Source organism: Mycobacterium sp. ITM-2016-00318 (assembly GCF_002968285.2).
GTDB lineage: Bacteria > Actinomycetota > Actinomycetes > Mycobacteriales > Mycobacteriaceae > Mycobacterium.
Map to the genome: position 1 here is coordinate 2,869,825 of NZ_CP134400.1, position 18,946 is coordinate 2,888,770.

An 18,946-nucleotide genomic window follows, 5' to 3' on the forward strand; every position below is an offset into this window, starting at 1 on the left:
TGCCGGTTAGCCCCTAATCGGCCGGTCCTCTACGATGCTGCAGGTGCGCAGACTTTCCAGGCCCGTTCGCCTGATCACCGTGTTCGCTGGAGTGACCGCGACGGCCTCGCTGCTTGCGTCCCCCGCGCAGGCCGATCCCGGCACCGACGCGTTCCTGGACGCGGTCACCGGTGCGGGCCTCGGCGGCACTACGGATCCCTCGAACCTGGTCGCGGTCGGCCAGTCCGTCTGCCCGATGCTGTCCGAACCCGGCCAGACGGCGGCCGACGCCGCGGCCGAGGTTGCCGACGCCACCGGCATGTCGCTGGGCGGGGCGAACATGTTCACCAGCCTTGCCATCTCGTTCCTGTGCCCGCGGGTGCTGGAGTCGATCGGGGCAGGCCAGTCTCCGATCCCGCTCGGCCTGCTCGGCATCTAGCCGCCAGGCTGTCCGTCTGCGCGCGCTTGGGCGGTCAGCCGAGGCCGAACCGGGTGAGGTTGAGAGGTTTGAGAGGTCGGCCCACCACGCTGAGCTGGTTGACGACGTCTTCCAGGCGTGCGCGCGGAACGTCGATGCGCCACTGCTCGAGCCTGCCGGAGAGGCAGAGCTTGTCGGGCTCGATGCTGATGTCGGTCAACGTGAGCCCGTGCGGCAGCTCGGGAATGGACACCCGGTATCCGGGTATCCGATCCGGTAGTCGAACCCGTTTACGGCCCAGGACCAGACCGCGCGGCCGCAGCCACAGACTCGATTCCGCCAAGATCGCGTCAACCTCGAGGTGACCGAGCCCGGGCCGACGCGCGAGCCGCAGCCGAGCGACGCCGTCCGGCCCGATCTCGCCTGCCAGCCGCGGCGCGGCCAGTCGAAACATTTCGTCGAGGGCATCCGCGGGAAGCTCAACCGTCAGGTCGACGGGTGCGGCCACCAGCACCGGCGGCGCCGCGGGCCGGAGGTGGACATTGTGGAGTACCGCGGTGGCACGATCCAATCTGTTGTCCTCCCAACGGATATCGCGCGCGGCCAACCGAACGTCGGGGAGCTGGCCTGCGGCAAGCCCGCGGACGTCGAGCTTCGAGTCGAACTCGGTGACCGTCAGCGTGATATCACCCTCGTCGAGGCGGACCGACAGTTCGCGCCCCACCACCAGCTTGCGCAGCGTCATGAACAGCGTCCGGTACGCGGCTGCCGCACCTGTGTTCATGGGCGCGACAGCCGCCGTCGACCACAACGACGCAAGCATGTCGAGCGGCCGGAACGGATCCCACCGGCGCTGCGGTCGCGGTTGCGTCATGGCGCGAAGCTGTTCAACAGCGCCCGCATCGACTTCGCCACCGCGTGTCTCGTCTGCACCGGGTCGGCGGAGTTTGCGATCAGCATCGCGCCCCGGGTCAGGGCGCCGAGCAGTAGCCGCGTCGCAGTCTCCGGATCGTCGATGCGGATCGCCCCGCAGCCCGCCGCTTCCTCCAGTGAGTGCACGATCACCGCATGGGCGTACTTCTCGTCCAATTCGGTGTATCGGGCCAACCCCAGCACAGCGGGTCCATCCAGCACCAGAATTCGCTGCACATCGGGCTGCAGCACGCCGTTGAGAAATGCGTCGAAACCCAACGCCAGCTCGTCAAGGCCATCCTTCGCGTCTCTTGCCGCCTCGAGGGATGCCGCCATCAGCTCCTTGTGCGCCTGCACGAAAACGGCCTCGAAAAGTGCTGTCTTGGTGGGGAAGTGGTGGTAGAGCGCGCCCGTCGTCACCCGCGCCTCACGGGCAAGATCCTCCACCGACGTGCCGCGAAAACCCCTCTCGCCGAACAGCCCGCGACCCGCGTCGACAAGTGCGCCCCTGGTCTGGGCGACCTGCTCGGCGCGCAGGGAGGATGGCTCTGAAGATCCGGGCATGGCTCTCATTTGTCAGTCGAAGTACTTGGACAAGAGTATTGACATAGTGTCATTATGTGAAATAGTCGAGCTATGACTTCAACCTCCGTTCACACCACCGGCCCGGTGGAGGAGACCCGTCGGGCGCACGATCAGTCGAGGGAAGCGCTGCGCACGGCGGCGGGGCGAATCGTGGAACTCCTGCGCCGCATCGATGACGCGGGTGCTCCGGTGCCCGGCCTCGCCTGGACCGCCGCAGAGACCGCGGCCCACATGGTCGGCGATCTACGCGACTATGCCCGTGCGCTGACGCGGCACACAGGCGGGTATATGACGCATGCGAATCGCCCACAGCAGTCACCGTCGAGACTGAGCGCCGCAGTCAACGCCCGCCACCTAGAGGAAGTGCCGGAACGGGACCTTGGCCGCCTCGCCGATCTGATCGACGAAGCGGCCGCGGGCTATCTGGCCGCGGTGGCGGTGGCCGATGAGCGCGCCACCATCCCCACGCCCAACGGGCTGACCATCACGCCGCCGACCATGACCACACTGCTGCTCGGGGAGCAGGTGGTGCATGGGCTGGACATCGCGCGGGCGGCGAGAATCGGGTGGCAGGTCGATCCGCACGACGCACTGTTGATCACACCCGGTGTCTTGGCGATCGCGCCTCAGTATCTGCGGCGGTCGGCTGTCGGTACACGGGCGAGCTTCGAACTCCGTATCCGCGGTGCGAAGAACTATCGACTGGCGGTGGACGGGGGAACAGCCGTGGTCACGGACGCGGTGCAGAAATCGGACTGCGTGATCACCGCAGACCCCGTCGCGTTTCTGTTGCTCGGCTATGGCCGGATTTCGCAGTGGTCGCCGATCATGCGCGGCAAGCTCCGCCCAGGCGGTAGAAAGCCATGGTTGGCAATGAAGTTCGCCACTTTGTTGGACAGCCCCTAAGTGTGGGTAGCCCACTACGGTGGGTTCAAAGACATCTGTCGTCATCGTCGGTAGCGGTTTCACCGGTTTCGAATGCGCTCGCCAACTTTCGCGCCGCTTGCGCAAGCACAACGCGTCCGTCGACATCTCGATCATCTCGCCGGTCGACTACATGCTCTACACCCCGCTGTTGCCCGATGTTGCGGGCGGTCTGGTCGACGCGCGCTTCGTCACCATTCCGCTCGCCAACACCCTGCGCGGTGTGCGCTCGGTGCGCGGCCGGGTGGACGCTGTCGACCTCGATGGACACACCATCACCTACACCGATCCCGAACAGAGATCACGCAGCCTGACCTGGGACCGGCTGGTGCTGACGCCGGGATCGGTCACCCGGTTGTTCGACATCCCGGGACTGGCCGACTACGCGCGGGGTCTCAAGTCAACGGCGGAAGCGGTCTACCTTCGTGATCACCTGCTCGACCAACTCGAGCTGGCCAACATCGACGATGACGAGGATCGCATCCGGGCTAGGCGCACGGTCGTCGTCGTCGGCGCCTCGTATTCGGGCACCGAACTCGTCGTGCAGCTGCGCGCGCTGGCCGACACCGCGGCCGAACAACTGGGCTTCGCCTCCTCCGATGTGAGGTTCGTGCTGCTCGACATGGCCGAGCAGGTCATGCCCGAAGTCGGCGAGAAACTCGGCGAGCGGGTGCAGCGCGTGCTGCGGCAGCGCGGCGTCGACGTGCGGCTGGGAGTCACCCTCAAGGAGGTGCATCCCGACCACGTTGTTCTCAGCGACGACTCACGCATCGACACCCACACCGTCGCCTGGGTGACGGGTGTGACCGGCGCTCCGCTGATCGAAAGCCTTGGCCTGCCCACCGAGCGAGGCAGGCTGAAGGTACAGGCCGACCTGCAGGTGCCGGGCCATCCCGACGTGTTCGCAGCCGGTGACGCCGCGGCGGTGCCCGACCTGACGCAACCGGGCAAGATCACTCCGCCCACCGCACAGCATGCGGCACGGCAGGGAAAGGTGTTGGCGCGCAACGTCGCCGCCAGCCTCGGTTACGGCCAATCAAAGGACTACCGGCACAGCGACATGGGGTTGGTCGTTGATCTCGGCCCGCATTATGCGGTCGCCAATCCGCTGAACGTCCATTTGTCCGGCTATGCAGCGAAATTCGTGACCCGCATGTACCACCTCTACGCCATGCCGCGCGCGGTGAATCGCTGGGCGGTCGGGCTGGCCTATCTGACCGATGTGTTCTTCGACCGATCGGTGGTGTCGGTCGGACTGTCGTCGCAGCACGACGCCCGGTTCTCCACCAGCGAGGGGATACCGCTGCCGAAGGCCGACTGACGTGTGAAAGATTGCGAAGTGGGAACACCGTTCCCATGGCTACCTACCGTGTGCTGAACCCGAAAGGTGACGTCGTCGACACGAAGGACATCGAGAGCGCAGACGACGCGCATGCCTGGTTCGTCGACTCGAAGGCCGACAACTCCGAGCTCGGATGGCGGATGGAGGTCAAGGCCGACGACGGCCACTGGGCCTTCTTCGACGATACAGAGGGTGACCGGAAGTAGTCAGTCGTCGCCTATACCGGAACTCCCCGCCGAGGTCAAGGCGCCACCGTGGCGGAAAGCTCTTGTCGCTGAGTTCGTTACGCGACCGTGAGCGTGACGTTGTTCAGTGAAACGGCCACATCGGTAGGCGAGATGTCCACGAACGTCGGCTGGTCGCGGATGGCCTCCCCGGTGCCGATGATGTGGCCCGGGAAGTTGCCCGCGCACGGAAAGGCGCTGCACCGCAACCAAAAGCCGGGCGGGCTCTGGTACGGGTACATACTCGGGGACTGGTCGACGCGATATCGCCCGGGCGGGATACTCGCAGTGGCCCAACCCGCAGGCGGTTCGGCGCCGACGCCGAATACACCGTTGGAGCCATAGGTCACAGGGGCGGCGTGGGCCGGGGCCGCCGCCGCACCGGCCAGCAGAATGCCCGCCGCGACGGCGACCCCCGCGCCCTTCATCGGCCTACCAGATTCGGATGTAGTCGATCAGCATTTCCGGGGACTCGAAGGGCCCGAAGGCCGGGTCACCGCCACCGGGACCGCCGACCGCAAGATTGAAGACCGTGAAGAGCAGGTAGTCCGGCGCGTTGAACGGCCACACCCCATCGATCGGCTCCGCGGGCACGGTGAAGAACGGGGCGCCGTCGAGGTTGTCCCGCCAAAAGCGGAAGCCCGCGTCGTCCCACCGGACCCGGTAGGTGTGCCAGTTGCCGTCGACCGACCACCGGTTCTCCTTCCAGGTCCTGCCATCGGATCGAGCGTGCACCGCGGTGCCAGGCGCCCACTTGCCGTTTCCGTACCACTCGAGGATGTCGACTTCACCGTCGGGCAGCGGGCCCCGGCCGTCGGGTGTCGGCTCGCGGTTCACCAGCCAGTAGGCCGGCCAGCAGCCGGGGACGAGGCAATTCAGCTTTATTCGGGCTTCCCAGGTGTGGCCGATGCCGATCTTCATCCGGGTCTCGACCCGGCCGCTGTAGTAGGTGTCGCCCTCCCGCGTCGCGCGGAGCGCGAGGTTGCCGTTGCCGTCGAGCGACACATTGCGGCGGTCGTCGCGAAACAGGCCGAGAATCGGCGGGATCACCGGTTCGTTCCAGCTCACCACCGTCCACCGGCCCAGGTCGGGCGCTGCACCAGCGGGTCCGTCGAAGTCGTCGGCGAAGATGTAGTCGACGGGCGCGGGGTTGGATTGGGGGGGCGGAGCACCGGGATTTTCCGGTTGACCTGGAGGCAGCGGTTGTGCGGTTGCCTGAGGTGCGGAAACGGCGGCGGTCAGCGCGGCAGCGCCGGACATGAACATGAGGTTGCGGCGATTCAATTCGAACACACCAGAACCTTAGCGTTTCCTAACCGGATCGTTAACTAGGCTTGGCCATAATGCCGAAATTTAGTGCGGGACTACTGCTCTACCGCGTTACCTGCGGCTCCGTCGAAGTGCTGATCGCACATCCCGGCGGACCGTTCTGGGCGAAAAAGGATGAGGGCGCCTGGTCCATTCCGAAGGGCGAATATATCGAGGGTGACGACCCTTGGTCGGCCGCAAAGCGTGAGTTCACCGAGGAACTGGGCAAACAACCGCCCGACGGCCCGCGCATCGACCTTCCGCCGCTGAAACAGCCGAGCGGCAAAATTGTCACCGCGTTCGCGGTCCGCGGCGACTTGGATCTGGACGGCACGGTCAGCAACACCTTCACGCTGGAGTGGCCGAAGGGGTCGGGCAAGCTCAGGGAGTACCCGGAGATCGACCGGGTTGGGTGGTTCGGGGTGCCAGAGGCGCGGTCGAAACTGCTGAAGGGTCAGCGGCCCCTTCTCGATCAGCTGCTTGATGCGGTCGGAGACGCCGAATCGGCCGCTTCTCAATAGCGTTGATGGTCAGGGCTCGACCGTGGATGCGCCAGCCGGAACGTGTGCGCGCGTACTCGTCGTCGTAACGAAGGTGCCAGATCAAATCCGTGGCGGCGTCGTCGGCGACGCTGAAGTGATGGGCGATGCATGTGATTCGCCCCAGCGCATAGTCGACATCGGCGCCAGGGGCGTAGACCTCGCCGACGATCGCGTGTTCGGTTCTGGCCAGGCCCGACATTGCCGCCATCGCCGAGCGGACGCCGTCGCGGCCGCGGTGCTTGCGTACCGGATCGAGCGACCGCGGCGGGTCAGGTAGTCGCAGTTCGGCTGTCTCGGTGAACAATTCCACGACGTCACCGAACCTTCGATCATCCACGGCGGCTGCGTACAGGTGTACGAGATCGGCCAGCGCCAATCTGTCCGCTACGGCAAGGGTCATGCGCTGCTCAGCTGCCAGCCTCGTTGCCGGCGCGGATTGCTTCGCGGCACTCGCGACGGGTCTGGCCCGTCTCCTGCATACAGACCCGAACCGGCGTCTCCTCCTGCACTGGCAGCGGCTCGTCGGTGGCCTGCGTGGTGACCGTGATGGTCGGCGCAGGAACCTCACCCTGATTGGTCGACCAGATCGACGCGCCTGTGCCCTCGAGCGTCGAGCAGTACACGGTGTTGCCGTTGGCGGTGGTCGCGAAGCTGCCGAGAGGCGAGCAGTCGGCTCCCACGACCGGGGCTGCCGACGCCGCCGTCGCTGTGACCGTGGTCGTCGCCTCGGTCGGTGCCGGCGCGGACGGCGCTTCGGCGCGCGGCGACGTCGCGGGTGGAGTCGGCGACGGGGTGTAGTCGTCGTTGAGCAGTTTCTCGATCTCACGGAACTGGATCAGCACGAGAGCAATCGCGACGAGCAGCAGTGCCGCCAGAATCGCGGGCACGATGAACGCCGGGCGAAGGTATTTGCGCGTCGGCGTCTGCTGCGCGTGATGCGCTTCGTGCCTGCCTCCCGTCAGCCTGGTGGGGACCGGCACCGACGCCTCGGTGCGGTCGTTGTCCGCCTCCGGTTCCAGCCCAAGCCGGTGGGCCAGCGCACGGGCGAAATCCAGGGAACTGGTGAACCGGTCCTTGGGATCTTTCGAGAGCGCCTTCCGAAGCACCGGATCGAGCGCCGACAACTCGGGACGCTTGTCGGCCAGTGCCGGCGGTGCGGCGGTGAGGTGCTGGCTGATGACCACCGTCGGGTTCGAGTGTTGAAACGGCGGCGATCCGGTCAGCAGATGAAAAGCGGTGGCCGCGAGTGCGTACTGGTCCGCGCGACCGTCGAGGTCCTCGCCCATCAGCTGTTCCGGCGCGGCGTAGAACACCGTGCCGACCGTCATGTTCGTCGCGGTCAGATTGTTGGATTCGTCGACTCGGCGGGCAATACCGAAGTCGCCGAGCAGAACTCGTTGTTCACCTTCCGCCGGGTCGGTCAGCATGATGTTCGCCGGTTTGACGTCGCGATGAAGCAGCCCTCGCTGATGCGCGTAGTCGAGCGCCTCCGCGACGCCGGTGATGATGTTGAGGACCTCCTCCTTGGGCATGCCCTTCGGATGGCGCTTTCGCAGCACCTCGGCGGCGTCCGTGCCGTCGACGTAGTCCATCGAGATCCAGATCTGGCCGTCGACGTCGCCGCGATCGTGCACGCCCACGATGTGCGGATGCCACAGTGTCGCGGCGAGATCGGCTTCCCGATCGAAACGCTTCCGGTATTCGTCGTCGGCGCACACGTCGTTGCGCAGCACCTTCAGCGCGTCGCGCCGGGGTAGACGCGGGTGGTCGGCCAGGTAGACGTCGCCCATGCCCCCGGACCCCAGAAGCCGCACGATGGTGTAGTCCGCGAAGGTCTGACCAGCGGCTAACGGCATGGCCGAATAGTACAGACGCACTACAAATCGAGTATGAGACGCTCCCCGTCGGCGGCCCGCGAGACGCAAGTGAGCATCATTCCGCCTGCGCGCTCCGGTTCGGTCAGCAAGGTGTCGCGATGGTCGACGGCACCCGAGGTCACCCGTGTCCGGCAGGTGCCGCAGAAGCCCTGCTGGCAGGAGTAGGGGGCCGCCACGTTCGCGCGCCGCAACGCGCTCAACAAGGTCTCCTCCGCGTCGACGACGATCTCCTGGCCCGTTGTCGCGATCGACACCGAGAATTCCCGGCCGTCGACGACGGGTGGCGCGGCAAAGCGCTCGAAGTGCAACTCCACGTCGTCGCGTCCCACCAGCGCGGCACGGATACCGGTCAGCATCGGGGCGGGCCCGCAGGCATAGACCGTCGTGCCGTCCGGACAGTCGCCGAGAAGTTCGGCGGCAGTCGGCACACCGTTCACATCGTCGGTGCGGACTTCGATCTTGTCGCCGAAGCGGTTCACTTCGTCCACGAACGGCAGGCTGTCGTGGCTGCGTCCGGCGTACACCATCGACCAGTCGACACCGAGGCGCTCGGCGAGGGCGAGCATCGGGAGGATTGGCGTGATTCCGATGCCGCCCGCCACGAAGCGGAACGCCCTCGTGGGGGAGCCGTAACCGGGCACGGTCAGCGGGAAGGCGTTTCGCGGGCCGTGGGTGGTGACGGTCTGACCGATCTGCAGCCCGTGCATTTCGACCGACCCGCCACCGCCGTCGGGAATGCACCGCACCGCGATGCGATAAGACTCCACAACCCCCGGGTCACCGCACAGCGAGTACTGCCGGAGCAGACCACTTGGCAGCGCGACGTCGATGTGAGCGCCGGGATGCCAGCGCGGCAACGGCGCGCCGTCGGACGCATCGAAGGTCAGCGCGACGACGTTCTCGTCGTGCGCCACCACCTGCCTTTCGGCCACGCGCAGCAGGCGCGTCCGATCGACCTCGTCGGGTAGCCGCACTTTTCTGATGGCTCCCGACACCGCCTGCATGCCCGCGATCGCTGCACCTGCCATGCCGACGAGGACGTCGCGGCGTTGCCTGCGGAACGGATGGGCAGGCAGCTGCCGATACTGCTCGCGCAGGCCCATCAAAGGTGCGCGGCCCGAGCCGCCGGGGAGGTCGCGAGGTACGCGACGGCCTGCGCGGTGGAACCCATCTCCTCCGGTGAGTAGGAGCGCCGGAAGTACGCCAGTGTGTTGGCGCCGAACAGCGTACGGAATTCGGGCAGAAGGCCGAGCTTGGAATCGGCCATCCGCAGGCGCTGCATCTCCCACCACCCGATGTCGGTGCCCGGATCCGACTTGAGCAGATACCACGTGCCCCGCTGGAAGAAGTAGAGAATCGCGGTCGCCGCTATCGCCATCGCCCTGATGCGGTCGGGATAGCTGTCGTGGAAGTAGACCGCGACGTCGTGGGCGACGCTTCGATGCTCGACTTCCTCGCTGCCGTGCCACCGGAACAAGTCGACGATCGTGGGGTGTGCGCCGTGCTCGTCCCAGCTGGAGTTCAACGCGAAATCGCCGAGCACCGCGGTGTAGTGCTCGATCGCCGCGATGAGCCACAACCGTTCGCAGAGGTTGCTGAGTCGACGCTGGGGGTCGGGGAAAGGCTTCGGTGCGAGCACCTTTCCGAACATGTACTCGACTGTCGCCAGTATCGGCGCCGTGTCGACACCGTTGCCGACGAGGAACTCCGAGATGACGTCTTCGTGGGCCGCGGCGTGAGTGGCCTCCTGGCCGCTGAATCCGCGGATGTCGTCGGCGAGCTTGGGGTCGCGCACCATCGGCAGCGCCTCGTCGAGCGCTTGGACGAACCAGTGCTCGGCGGCGGGTAGCACGACGTTGAACAGGTTGATCATCGAGGAAGCGACCGGGTGTCCGGGAATCCATTCCAGCGGAATGTCCGAGAGGTCGAAGTGCACCTTGCGTGCCTGGATCTGGACCGGACCCGGATCGACCTCGCGCTCGAAACGGCGTGGACGCAACATCGCGGTTCCCTCCCACCAGTGTGCTGGGCCGAGTCTACGACCAGTAGGTGGGAACGCAGGTTTCGGATAGCTGCGCTGTGTCAATATGACCATTCATGGCGGGGTTGGGCGACGTTCTGGAGTGGGCGAAACAGCAGGTCGGCTCGCGGGTACCGAAGGCCGATCTCGATCAGCGCGATCCCGACTACATCCGTGAGCAGCTTCCCGGGCTGTGGCTGCTGGCGTCGCTGTACTTCCGCGCCGACGTCCGCGGCCTCGATCGCATCCCGAGCGAGGGTCCCGTGCTGCTGGTCGGCAACCACAGCGGCGGCAATCTCCCGCCCGACACCTTCGTCTTCACCCTCGCGTTCAGCTCGTACTTCGGCGTGGAGCGGCCGTTCTACCAACTGGCGCACAACCTCGTCGTATCGATGCCCGGGCTCGGCTCGCTGCGAAAATTCGGCACCGTGGCCGCAAACCACGACAACGCCACGCTGGCGTTGAAGTCCGGCGGTGCGTTGCTGGTGTACCCGGGCGGCGACTACGAGGTCTTCCGGCCCTCGTGGAAGCGCCATGAGGTGGACTTCGGCGGCCGCAAGGGCTACGTGAAACTCGCGCGCGAAGCCGGGGTGCCGATCGTGCCGATCGCCAGCATCGGGGGCCAGGAAGCGGCGCTGTTCCTCGACCGCGGCCAGTGGCTGGCGAGACTTCTGGGGGTGGACAAGATGGCCAGGCTCAAGAGCGTGCCCATCCTGCTTGCTCCGCCGTGGGGTCTGGCCGTCAGCGACATGGTGCCGCGACTGCCGCTGCCGACGAAGATCGCGATCGAGGTGCAGCACCCGATCGACGCCGCCGACATCGCCGACAGCGACGACGACGTCATCAACGACAAGGTGCTCGCGAGCCTGCAGGGTGGGGTGGACAGGCTGGCCGCCGACCGCCGCTTCCCGGTGATCGGGTAGGGGACGAGATGAGATTGCAACGGCGAGTGGAGATCGACGCCAGCCGCGACGCGGTGTGGAAACTGGTGAGCGACCCGGCGTGTTATCCGGACTTCATGGCCAACCTCGAACGCTGGGACACCATGACCGAGGGGCCGGCCGGCGTCGGCTCCCGCTACACCGGGCATTGGAAGATCGGCTCGGTTCCTGTGGGCGGGGTGATCGAGGTCGTCGAATACGACGAAGCCCGCGACCTGGCCTGGATCGGTATCACCGGCATCACTCAGCGCGGCCGGTTCCGGCTGCGCGACTGCGCCGACGGCCGTACGAAGGTGACTTTCCGGATGACCTACGAGGCGCCGGGTGGAATTCTCGGTGTGATCGCCGACTGGGTGGCGGCGCGTCAGGTCGGAAGGACCATGACGCAAACGCTGCAGAACCTGCGCGAACTCGCCGAAGGTTAGCCGAGCGGCGGCGGGGGCGCCGGAGCGGCCGCGCCGGGCGCGATCGGAACCTGTTCGGGCCGCAGCGTGTTACCGCCGACGGATCCGGGCGCACTGCCGGAGCCAAGCGCACCCGACTCGGCCATCTGCTCGGCGGCTTCCTTCGTGCAGTCCAGGTTCAGCAGCATTCTGTTGTTGCCGGCCATCTTCTGGCTGGTCACCATGCATTGTGCCTGCGGAAGGGCGCTACCGACCCCACCGCCGAAACCGGTGCTCAAGCCCATTCCGTGCAGGATCTTCACGGCCTTGAAATACGGTTCGCCGATCACGTTCATCTGGTTCGGGTTCACCGGGTCTGCACCGGCGGTTCCCGCGCTGAGCAGGCCGATCGTGCCCGCGGCTACCGCGGTTGCGCCCAGGATGACGAGCTGTTTCACGTGACCTCTCCCTAAGTCGGTGCGGTGCGAACATATCGCAGCAGTGACAAATGTGAAACCGGTGAACAACGGCCCAGCGTTACACCTGGGTGTTGACCACCGCCCGCAGCGCCTCGCAGAGCGTGGCCGCACGGGGGTCGGCGAAGACCTCCTCGAGGAGCAGCCGACGCCCGTCCGGGCCGCCGAGGGGGACACGCCAGTTCGGGTATTCGTCGGTCGTGCCCGGCTGGTTCTGGGTGCGCATCTCGCCGACCGCGTCGGCCAGCGACAAGCCGAGGAGTCGCGACGGGGTGCGACCGAGATACCGGTATAGGGCCAGCACGGTCTCGTCGACGCCGGGCCTTTCGCCCAGCAGGCCCGCCCGCCGCAGCTGGTCGACCCATGCCGACTGGTGGGCGCGGTCATCGGCGAGTTCCTCTTCGACCGGGCGGGTCAACAAGCCCAACTCGGACCGTAGCCGCACGTGTTCGCCGGCCAGGTAGCCCGCGGTAGGGCAGGTCGTGGGTGGTGACCGAGGACAGGCACGACTCGCGCCAGCGCTGGGCCAGCAGCGGACTGCCGTCACCGTCGCGATCGAGCTCGAACCACAGGATCGACGTTCCGAGCAGCCCGCGGCGGGCCAGGTAGTCGCGAACCCAGGGTTCGACAGTCCCGAGGTCCTCGCCGACCACCACCGCCTCGGCACGATGGGCCTCAAGAGCCAGGATGCCGATCATCGCCTCGTGGTCGTAGCGCACATAGGTGCCTTCGGTCGGCGGTACGCCCCTGGGAATCCACCACAGCCGGAACAGCCCGATGATGTGGTCGACGCGAACCCCGCTCGCATGTCGCAGGATCGCGTTGACCATGGCCCGGAACGGTTCGTAGCCCTCGCTCACGAGTTGATCGGGACGCCACGGCGGCTGCGACCAGTCCTGGCCGAGCTGGTTGAACTCGTCCGGCGGTGCGCCAGCTGTGACGCCGAGTGCGAGAACGTCCTGCATCGCCCAGGCGTCAGCGCCGTTGGGGTCCACCCCGACGGCGAGATCCTGCATGATGCCGAGCTCCATGCCCGCCCGCTGGGCCGTCGACTGCGCGATGGCCAGCTGGTCGTCGAGCTGCCACTGCAACCACCGGTGGAAGTCGACGGTTTCGGTGTGCTTTGCGGCGAAGCCGGCGACAGCGGCGCTCGACGGGCGGGTGTACTTCTTCGGCCAGCGGTGCCAGTCGGGGCCGTGCCGTTCGGCCAGCGCGCACCAGGTCGCGAAGTCGTCGAGGCTGCGGCCTTCGCGCGCGCGGTATGCCTCATACGCCAGCTGCCTGCCCACGGATCGCTCGACGCGGTAGACGCTCATCAGCACGTCACGCTTGGCCTGCCACGCCGCGTCCCTGTCGATCAGGTCCGCCCGCCTGGCATCGGACTGCAGCTCGAGCCGTCTGCGCCGGATTCGGCTGCGTCGTTGCACATCGGCGAACTCGGGGATGGCCTCGGGCCGCAGATACAGCGGGTTGACGTAGCGTCGCGAGGTCGGCAGATACGGCGACGGCTGCATCGGTGCAACGGGTGCGGCCGCGTGCATCGGGTTGACAAGGATGTATCCGGCGCCGTGGTTCGCGCCGGACCACACAGCCAGATCGGTCAGATCGGTCAGATCGCCTACGCCCCAGGATCTTTCGGATTGCACGCTGTAGAGCTGGACGGCCAGGCCCCAAATCCGCTTGCCACCGAGTCTCGGCGGTGGCTCGAGTTTGGCAGGCACGACGATCAGCGGTGTGCTCGACTCCGACGAGCCGGCCTGGAGGTAGAGGCGGTGATAGCCCAACGGCAGGTCAGCGGGCAGCTCGAAGGTCGCTTCTCCGACCAGACGGTCCCCCAGATCATATGGGGGAGTGTGGTTCTCGAGCTGACGCAGACCTGCGCGCACACTGCCGTCCTCGAGCCGGATCCACAGCCCCGCCGGCTCGCCGTGGGTGACGTGCACCCAGAACGGGGCTTCGCTGTCCTCGCGGGCGACGATGGTCGGCGGCAGCGCGCGGGTCCAATGCTCGCGCTCGTGCGCAGCCAACGCGGCCGATCTCTCGTCCTCGGTGCCCGCCTGCACCCCGAGCGCCGCGAGCACGGCGACCAAGGTCGCCTCGGGGACGTCGACGTGTTTTCCCGTCCAGTCCTGGTATTCGGTGGCGACGCCGTAGCGGTGGGCGAGTTCGCCTAGCGACGGCGGAGTGTCGGCCATGCGGTCAATCTTGCCCGGTTCGGGCGCCGGTCAGTCGACATCGCGGCTCAACAGGTCATCCCATGTGTCGCGGCGAACCACCAAGCGCGCCTTGCCGTCGCGCGCGAAGATCACGGGAACGCGCCTGGCGCCGTTGTACTGGTTGGACATCGTGTAGCAGTAAGCGCCGGTAACCGGCAGGGCGAGCAGGTCCCCGACAACGGGGTCGCGAAGCGCGACGGCGTCGACGAGTTGGTCGCCGGATTCGCAGTGCCGCCCGACGACGGTGACCGTCTCACCCGCGCCGCCGACTCTGTCGACGAGCGCGGCCTCGAACCGCTGGCCGGTCAGCGACACCTCGAGGTTGTCGCCCATGCCGCCGTCGACAGCGACGTGGGTGACCGTTCCGCGCTTGACCGTCGTGACGCGGTAGACCGTGCAGGCGCTGGCGGCGACCATGCTCCGGCCCGGCTCGACGATGATGCGGCTGCCCTCCGGCAACACGGCACGGGCCTGTGTCGTCATCGCTTCGGCGTAGTCGTCGACGGTGGGCGGATGCTCGTCGTAGGTGTAGCGCACGCCGAGCCCGCCGCCGAGGTCGTAGGTGTCGAAGGTGCCGAGCTTTGCGATCGGCTCGACGGCGGCTGCCAGCTGCTCGACGTTGAGCAACTGCGATCCGACGTGGGTGTGGACGCCGTCGAGCGCAAGCCGCGCGCTGCGCCCGATCCTCGCCATCGCCTCGCGGGCGTCGTCCGGCAGCAAGCCGAACTTGGACCCGGCGTGTCCGGTCGCCTGTGAAGCGTGGGTGGCTGCCTCGACTCCCGGGATGACCCGGACCAGGCAGCGCTGTCGACGCCCGCGCGGCACGATGCGTTCCAGCCGGTCGATGTCGTCGAAGTTGTCGACGACCACGAGCCCCAGACCGTGGCGGAGCGCGATCTCGAGCTCTTCGTCGGTCTTGGCGTTGCCGTGCAGGACCAGTCGGCCGGGATCCGCCCCCGCCTTCACCGCGGTGAGGATCTCTCCGCCGCCCGCCACGTCGAGATGCAGGCCCTCGGCGACCATCACCCGCTGAACAGCCGTGCAGGGGAACGATTTCGACGCGAACGCGACATCGCTGCGCGGCCACCGGCTGCGGAAGGCGCTTAAATACTCGCGAGCCCGGTCGACCAAGGCGTCCTCGGCGACGACGATCGCCGGGGTACCGAACTCGGCGGCGACGTCGTCGAGCCGGCATCCGCCGACGACCAGGACGCCGTCGCTGTCGATGCGCGATCCCGGTGGGAACAGGCTCAACAGATCGACTGCGGTCGACTCGCTGCGCATCGCCTCAGCCTTCCAGTCCGCCGCGTCGGCGGTGGGCTTCTCGTCGGTACCGTCGGTGCCCATGGCGCAGCGACGACTCGACGACGTCGGCGTCGCGGTGCGCAATCGGCGGGCCAGGTTCGCCGTCGCGGCCCTGTTCTTGACCAACGGGGCGCTGTTCGCCAACCTGTTGCCGCGATATCCCGAGATCAAGACCGATCTCGCGCTGTCCAACGCGCACTACGGACTCGCGATCGCGGCGTTCTCCGGCGGCGCGCTGGTGGCCGGGCCTGCGGCGGCGGCACTCATCCGCCGGTTCCGGTCCTCGCGGGTCGCGGTGGCGAGCAGCATCGGTATCGCGGTCTTCATCCTCGTCGCGGCGCTGGCGCCGTCGGCGGTCGCGCTTGCCTCGGCACTGTTCGTCGCGGGCGCGGCCGACTCTGTCATCGACGTCGCGCAGAACGCCCACGCGTTGCGTCTTCAGCGCAACTACGGGCGCTCGATCATCAACTCGCTGCACGCGGTGTGGTCAGCGGGCGCGGTGCTCGGCGGCGCAATGGGCGCGGCCGCGATCGCGTTGGACATCCCCCGCACCACGCATCTGGCGGTGTCGGCCGCGCTGTTCAGCGCGGTGGTGCTGGCCGCATACCCGTTTCTGCTTCGCGGTCCCGACGAGCACGGCCACCCGTCGGCCGGTGCGACGACCGTGGGGCGACCCGGCTTCGCTGTCTCGGCCACGCTAGTCGCGCTGGTCTTCATCGCCATCGCGGGTGCGGTGGTAGAAGATGCCGCAAGTTCTTGGGCCACAGTGTATTTGCGGGACGGACTGGGTGCTCCGGGCGCGCTCGCGGCGTCCGGTTACATCGCGATGGTCGCGTCCCAGTTCGTGGGCCGGATGATCGGCGACCGGCTGGTCGACAGGTTCGGCGAGCGCGCCGTCGCGAGGGCAGGCGGGCTCGTCACCGCAGCGGGGATGGGTCTGGCGCTCGCTTTCCCGAGCATTCCCGGCACCATCGCCGGCTTCGCGGCGGCCGGGTTCGGCGTTGCCACCCTTGTTCCCGCCGCGATGCACGGCGCCGATCAGCTGCCCGGTTTACGCCAGGGCACCGGGCTCACCGCGGTGACGTGGCTGATGCGGATCGGGTTCGTGTCGTCTCCACCGGTCGTCGGCGTGATCGCGGACGCGACGAGCCTTCGCGTCGGCCTGCTCGTGGTGCCTGCGGCGGGTGTTGCCGTGATGCTGCTCGCGATCGCGCTCACCCCGCGGCGCCCCCCATCTCGATAGTCAGCACGCCGGCGACGATGAGCACGATGCCGACGACCATCAGCCAGGTGAGGGGCTCGCGGAAGAGCACTCTCGCCGCCACCGCGACCAGCGCCACCCCGCATGCGGTCCAAACGCCGTAGGCGATGCCGACGTGCATGCCGAGCCGCAGCGTCAGCCACAGCAGACAGAACGACGCGACGTAGCCGAGGGCGACGGGAACGATCCAGGTTCGCTTGCGAAAACCCTCGGATGCTCGCAGCGCAATCGTCGCGAGCACCTCGAAGAGGATCGCCCCGGTGAGCGCGGCCCACATCAGGTGGCGGCCTCACCGGAGTGTCGTGACCCCAGCTCGACGCACAACACACCGGCGATGATCAACGCGATGCCGACCACGATCGGCATCGTGAACGGGTCACCGAAGATCGCGGCGGCAAGCACGGCGGTGCCCGCCGTGCCCAGCGCACCCCAGATCCCGTATGCCACACCGATGGACAGGCCTGCCCGCAGCACCAGGGTGAGCAGGACGAAGGCACCGGTGTAGCCCGCGACGACGGCGATCAGCCATGCCGAATGGTCTTGCGAGGCACGCAAAGACAGCGTGGCCGCCACCTCGACGACGATCGCCGCACCGAGCAGCACCCATTTGCGCACGGTTCACAAGCTAGTCGAGCTGTTCGGTGGCGCGCTGGACCATCGGCGTCAGGACCTCGTGGGCGAAGCGTCGGAGTTCGGCGTCGTCGGCGAAGTCGGGGTCGCCGGGCGGCATCGATATGTAGGTGAAGAACAGCCGGGCGAATACGTCGGCCACCCACCGCACCTGCTGCCGCGGAATGCCGGATTCATCGCCGTGGATGTAGTTTGCAATGAACGCCGAGCCCATTTTCAACAGCTCCTCGGAGTCCGCGATCGGCGCAGGCTCGTTGTGCAAGGCCCTGCGAAGAATCGGATGTTCGCGCGCGAATGCGACCGCGGCGATGAACGCTTCGGCCACACCCGCCCGCGGGTCCTCGGCGCGCTCGATCGCATCGGCCACCGCGCCGAGGAAGCGCTGGGTCTCCCGGCGGGCCAGCGCCGCCACCAGGTCGTCCCGGCGCGGATAGCGGCGATACGCCGTCATCCGCGACACCCCTGCGCGGCGCACCACATCCTCGACCGTGATGCGTTGCAGGCCAACGGCTGCCGCCTCAGCCAACGCCGCGTCCAGGATGCGTTGGCTGGTCCGGTCAGACGCTTCGTCGACCCGGCTGCCCGCGCTTGCGCCGCCGACGACATCGACAAGCTGTACATCGATCACGTCGCGGCGACCTCACGAGATGCGCCCGCCGCGCGATCCTGTGCCATCAGCAGATATCGGGGTGCGCCGAACGCCCATCGGACCCGTCGTGCGTCGAGGCGCAACACCGGTCCCATCAGTGCGCGCGTCAGCATGGGCGGGCGGTCGTAGCCGATCAGTTCCCGCGCCCACCGCGGCGCGATGCTCATGCCGGCATAGATCGCGAACCTGTGCAGCTGCCGGTCGATGCTTTCCGGCAGGTCGGGAAAGAACGGCGAGGTCATCAGGAAGTCGATGAACTCCCGCGTCTGCGCGTTGACCGACAGTCGGCGCCGCATCGACTCGACGTAGTCGTCGAGCTCGGCCGCGGACTCGGGTACGCGATCCGCGCCGCCCATTCTGCCGATCACCGCCTGTTCGCAGAGATAGCGATCCTTCTCCCGTTGCGAGAGCGGCCGATTCGTCGCTTCGTAGGTGCGAAGGATCATCCACGGGATGCAGGTGTGCACCCAGGCGACCAGTTCCGGATCGAGCGCGCGGTAGGGCATGCCGTCGGGTCGGGTGCCGTTGACGAACGAGTGGATGTGCTTGACACGTTCGATCGCCGCGGTGGCCGCCGTGGTGTTGCCGAACGTGGTGGCCAGCACGTAGCCGAGGGTGGCGCGCGCCCTCTGGAACGGGTCCTCGCGGTAGTTCGACAGATCTTGCACTCCCGCGACGACGGAGGGATGCAGGATCTCCAGCACGATTGCAGGCAGGCCTGCCAGCGACACAGAGGCGATGTCGGAATTGATCTCCCACGACATGCTGCCGGGTCCGGTCAGCCCGGGATCACCGGGCGGACCGCCGTAGATGGCCGGGTCGTCGTGGCTTCCGGCGGCCTTCTCGAAATCGTCGATGGTCCAGCGGCGTAATGGGTTCATCGAGCAGTCCTTCTGATACGAATGTTACACGTCGTATATCACCTATACCATTTCACTGTCAGGTTAGCGGTTT

At 67.2% G+C, this 18,946-nt stretch carries 21 protein-coding genes and 2 pseudogenes; 8 read left to right on the forward strand and 15 right to left on the reverse strand.

Features of this window, described 5'->3' with window-relative positions:
• Positions 1-43: 43 nt before the first annotated feature.
• Positions 44-418, forward strand: a complete 375-nt coding sequence (locus C6A82_RS14050; protein WP_233217088.1) for a DUF732 domain-containing protein — start codon at positions 44-46, stop codon at positions 416-418.
• 34 nt (positions 419-452) lie between these two features.
• Here the strand turns inward: C6A82_RS14050 and C6A82_RS14055 are convergent, their stop codons facing one another.
• Positions 453-1,271 (reverse strand): LmeA family phospholipid-binding protein, encoded by an 819-nt coding sequence (locus C6A82_RS14055; RefSeq protein WP_105347597.1) that lies wholly within the window; start codon positions 1,269-1,271, stop codon positions 453-455.
• A complete protein-coding gene (locus tag C6A82_RS14060) occupies positions 1,268-1,873 on the reverse strand; it encodes a TetR/AcrR family transcriptional regulator (protein WP_233217087.1) in 606 nt (201 codons plus the stop codon). The genes C6A82_RS14055 and C6A82_RS14060 overlap by 4 nt, the downstream gene beginning before the upstream one ends.
• 72 nt (positions 1,874-1,945) lie before the next feature.
• Here C6A82_RS14060 and C6A82_RS14065 point away from each other — a divergent pair, with 72 nt between their 5' ends.
• From C6A82_RS14065 to C6A82_RS14075, 3 genes are read left to right on the forward strand one after another with little or no spacing between them, the layout of a single operon-like run.
• Positions 1,946-2,800 (forward strand): maleylpyruvate isomerase N-terminal domain-containing protein, encoded by an 855-nt coding sequence (locus tag C6A82_RS14065; RefSeq protein WP_105347594.1) that lies wholly within the window; start codon positions 1,946-1,948, stop codon positions 2,798-2,800.
• Between the two features lie 19 nt (positions 2,801-2,819).
• Entirely contained in the window at positions 2,820-4,139 is a 1,320-nt protein-coding gene (locus C6A82_RS14070; RefSeq protein WP_105347592.1) for an NAD(P)/FAD-dependent oxidoreductase, read from the forward strand.
• Between the two features lie 35 nt (positions 4,140-4,174).
• Positions 4,175-4,366 carry a hypothetical protein gene (locus C6A82_RS14075; RefSeq protein WP_105347590.1) on the forward strand — a complete coding sequence of 64 codons (192 nt, stop codon included), beginning with the start codon at positions 4,175-4,177 and terminating at the stop codon, positions 4,364-4,366.
• Between the two features lie 77 nt (positions 4,367-4,443).
• On the opposite strand, the gene C6A82_RS14080 is transcribed toward C6A82_RS14075, so the two are convergent.
• Both C6A82_RS14080 and C6A82_RS14085 read right to left on the reverse strand, forming a co-directional pair.
• Positions 4,444-4,812: a hypothetical protein gene (locus tag C6A82_RS14080; RefSeq protein WP_105347589.1), complete on the reverse strand. Its 369-nt coding sequence runs from the start codon at positions 4,810-4,812 to the stop codon at positions 4,444-4,446.
• A gap of 4 nt (positions 4,813-4,816) precedes the next feature.
• Positions 4,817-5,668 carry a family 16 glycosylhydrolase gene (locus C6A82_RS14085; RefSeq protein ID WP_105347618.1) on the reverse strand — a complete coding sequence of 284 codons (852 nt, stop codon included), beginning with the start codon at positions 5,666-5,668 and terminating at the stop codon, positions 4,817-4,819.
• A 59-nt stretch (positions 5,669-5,727) separates the two neighbouring features.
• Between C6A82_RS14085 and C6A82_RS14090 the strand changes: the two genes are divergently transcribed.
• Positions 5,728-6,213: an NUDIX domain-containing protein gene (locus C6A82_RS14090; protein WP_233217086.1), complete on the forward strand. Its 486-nt coding sequence runs from the start codon at positions 5,728-5,730 to the stop codon at positions 6,211-6,213.
• 76 nt (positions 6,214-6,289) lie between these two features.
• Here C6A82_RS14090 and C6A82_RS14095 read toward each other — a convergent pair.
• The 4 genes and pseudogenes from C6A82_RS14095 to C6A82_RS14110 all read right to left on the reverse strand — a co-directional run.
• Positions 6,290-6,634, reverse strand: a pseudogene (locus tag C6A82_RS14095) (nuclear transport factor 2 family protein); the annotation flags it as partial.
• A gap of 7 nt (positions 6,635-6,641) precedes the next feature.
• Positions 6,642-8,090 carry a serine/threonine-protein kinase gene (locus tag C6A82_RS14100; protein WP_105347617.1) on the reverse strand — a complete coding sequence of 483 codons (1,449 nt, stop codon included), beginning with the start codon at positions 8,088-8,090 and terminating at the stop codon, positions 6,642-6,644.
• Between the two features lie 20 nt (positions 8,091-8,110).
• Entirely contained in the window at positions 8,111-9,214 is a 1,104-nt protein-coding gene (locus tag C6A82_RS14105) for a PDR/VanB family oxidoreductase (protein WP_105347585.1), read from the reverse strand.
• On the reverse strand, positions 9,214-10,113 hold the full coding sequence (locus C6A82_RS14110; RefSeq protein ID WP_105347583.1) for a metal-dependent hydrolase: 900 nt from the start codon (positions 10,111-10,113) through the stop codon (positions 9,214-9,216). The genes C6A82_RS14105 and C6A82_RS14110 overlap by 1 nt, the downstream gene beginning before the upstream one ends.
• Before the next feature lie 95 nt (positions 10,114-10,208).
• Between C6A82_RS14110 and C6A82_RS14115 the strand changes: the two genes are divergently transcribed.
• Together C6A82_RS14115 and C6A82_RS14120 are read left to right on the forward strand one after the other, a co-directional pair.
• Positions 10,209-11,054, forward strand: coding sequence for a lysophospholipid acyltransferase family protein (locus C6A82_RS14115; RefSeq protein WP_105347581.1), 846 nt, complete (start codon positions 10,209-10,211; stop codon positions 11,052-11,054).
• Between the two features lie 8 nt (positions 11,055-11,062).
• Entirely contained in the window at positions 11,063-11,497 is a 435-nt protein-coding gene (locus C6A82_RS14120) for an SRPBCC family protein (protein ID WP_105347580.1), read from the forward strand.
• Here C6A82_RS14120 and C6A82_RS14125 read toward each other — a convergent pair.
• From C6A82_RS14125 to lysA, 3 genes and pseudogenes are all read right to left on the reverse strand, one after another.
• Positions 11,494-11,913 (reverse strand): hypothetical protein, encoded by a 420-nt coding sequence (locus tag C6A82_RS14125; RefSeq protein WP_105347578.1) that lies wholly within the window; start codon positions 11,911-11,913, stop codon positions 11,494-11,496. The two genes, C6A82_RS14120 and C6A82_RS14125, sit on opposite strands and share 4 nt — an antisense overlap.
• A 79-nt stretch (positions 11,914-11,992) precedes the next feature.
• Positions 11,993-14,126, reverse strand: a pseudogene (malQ, locus tag C6A82_RS14130) (4-alpha-glucanotransferase).
• A 30-nt stretch (positions 14,127-14,156) separates the two neighbouring features.
• Complete coding sequence (gene lysA, locus C6A82_RS14135) at positions 14,157-15,494, reverse strand: diaminopimelate decarboxylase (protein WP_233217085.1); 1,338 nt, start codon at positions 15,492-15,494, stop codon at positions 14,157-14,159.
• On the opposite strand from lysA, the gene C6A82_RS14140 reads away from it, so the two are divergent.
• Entirely contained in the window at positions 15,493-16,695 is a 1,203-nt protein-coding gene (locus C6A82_RS14140; RefSeq protein WP_105347576.1) for an MFS transporter, read from the forward strand. The two genes, lysA and C6A82_RS14140, sit on opposite strands and share 2 nt — an antisense overlap.
• Here the strand turns inward: C6A82_RS14140 and C6A82_RS14145 are convergent.
• Genes C6A82_RS14145 through C6A82_RS14160 form a run of 4 tightly spaced genes read right to left on the reverse strand, consistent with a single transcriptional unit; the run spans position 16,667 to position 18,873 of the window.
• Positions 16,667-16,990: a multidrug efflux SMR transporter gene (locus tag C6A82_RS14145; RefSeq protein ID WP_105347575.1), complete on the reverse strand. Its 324-nt coding sequence runs from the start codon at positions 16,988-16,990 to the stop codon at positions 16,667-16,669. The genes C6A82_RS14140 and C6A82_RS14145 overlap by 29 nt on opposite strands.
• Entirely contained in the window at positions 16,990-17,328 is a 339-nt protein-coding gene (locus C6A82_RS14150; protein WP_105347573.1) for a multidrug efflux SMR transporter, read from the reverse strand. Before C6A82_RS14150 ends, C6A82_RS14145 begins: the two co-directional genes overlap by 1 nt.
• Positions 17,329-17,338: 10 nt before the next feature.
• A complete protein-coding gene (locus tag C6A82_RS14155; RefSeq protein WP_105347571.1) occupies positions 17,339-17,971 on the reverse strand; it encodes a TetR/AcrR family transcriptional regulator in 633 nt (210 codons plus the stop codon).
• Positions 17,968-18,873 carry an oxygenase MpaB family protein gene (locus C6A82_RS14160; protein ID WP_105347570.1) on the reverse strand — a complete coding sequence of 302 codons (906 nt, stop codon included), beginning with the start codon at positions 18,871-18,873 and terminating at the stop codon, positions 17,968-17,970. The genes C6A82_RS14155 and C6A82_RS14160 overlap by 4 nt, the downstream gene beginning before the upstream one ends.
• Between the last annotated feature and the right edge of the window lie 73 nt (positions 18,874-18,946).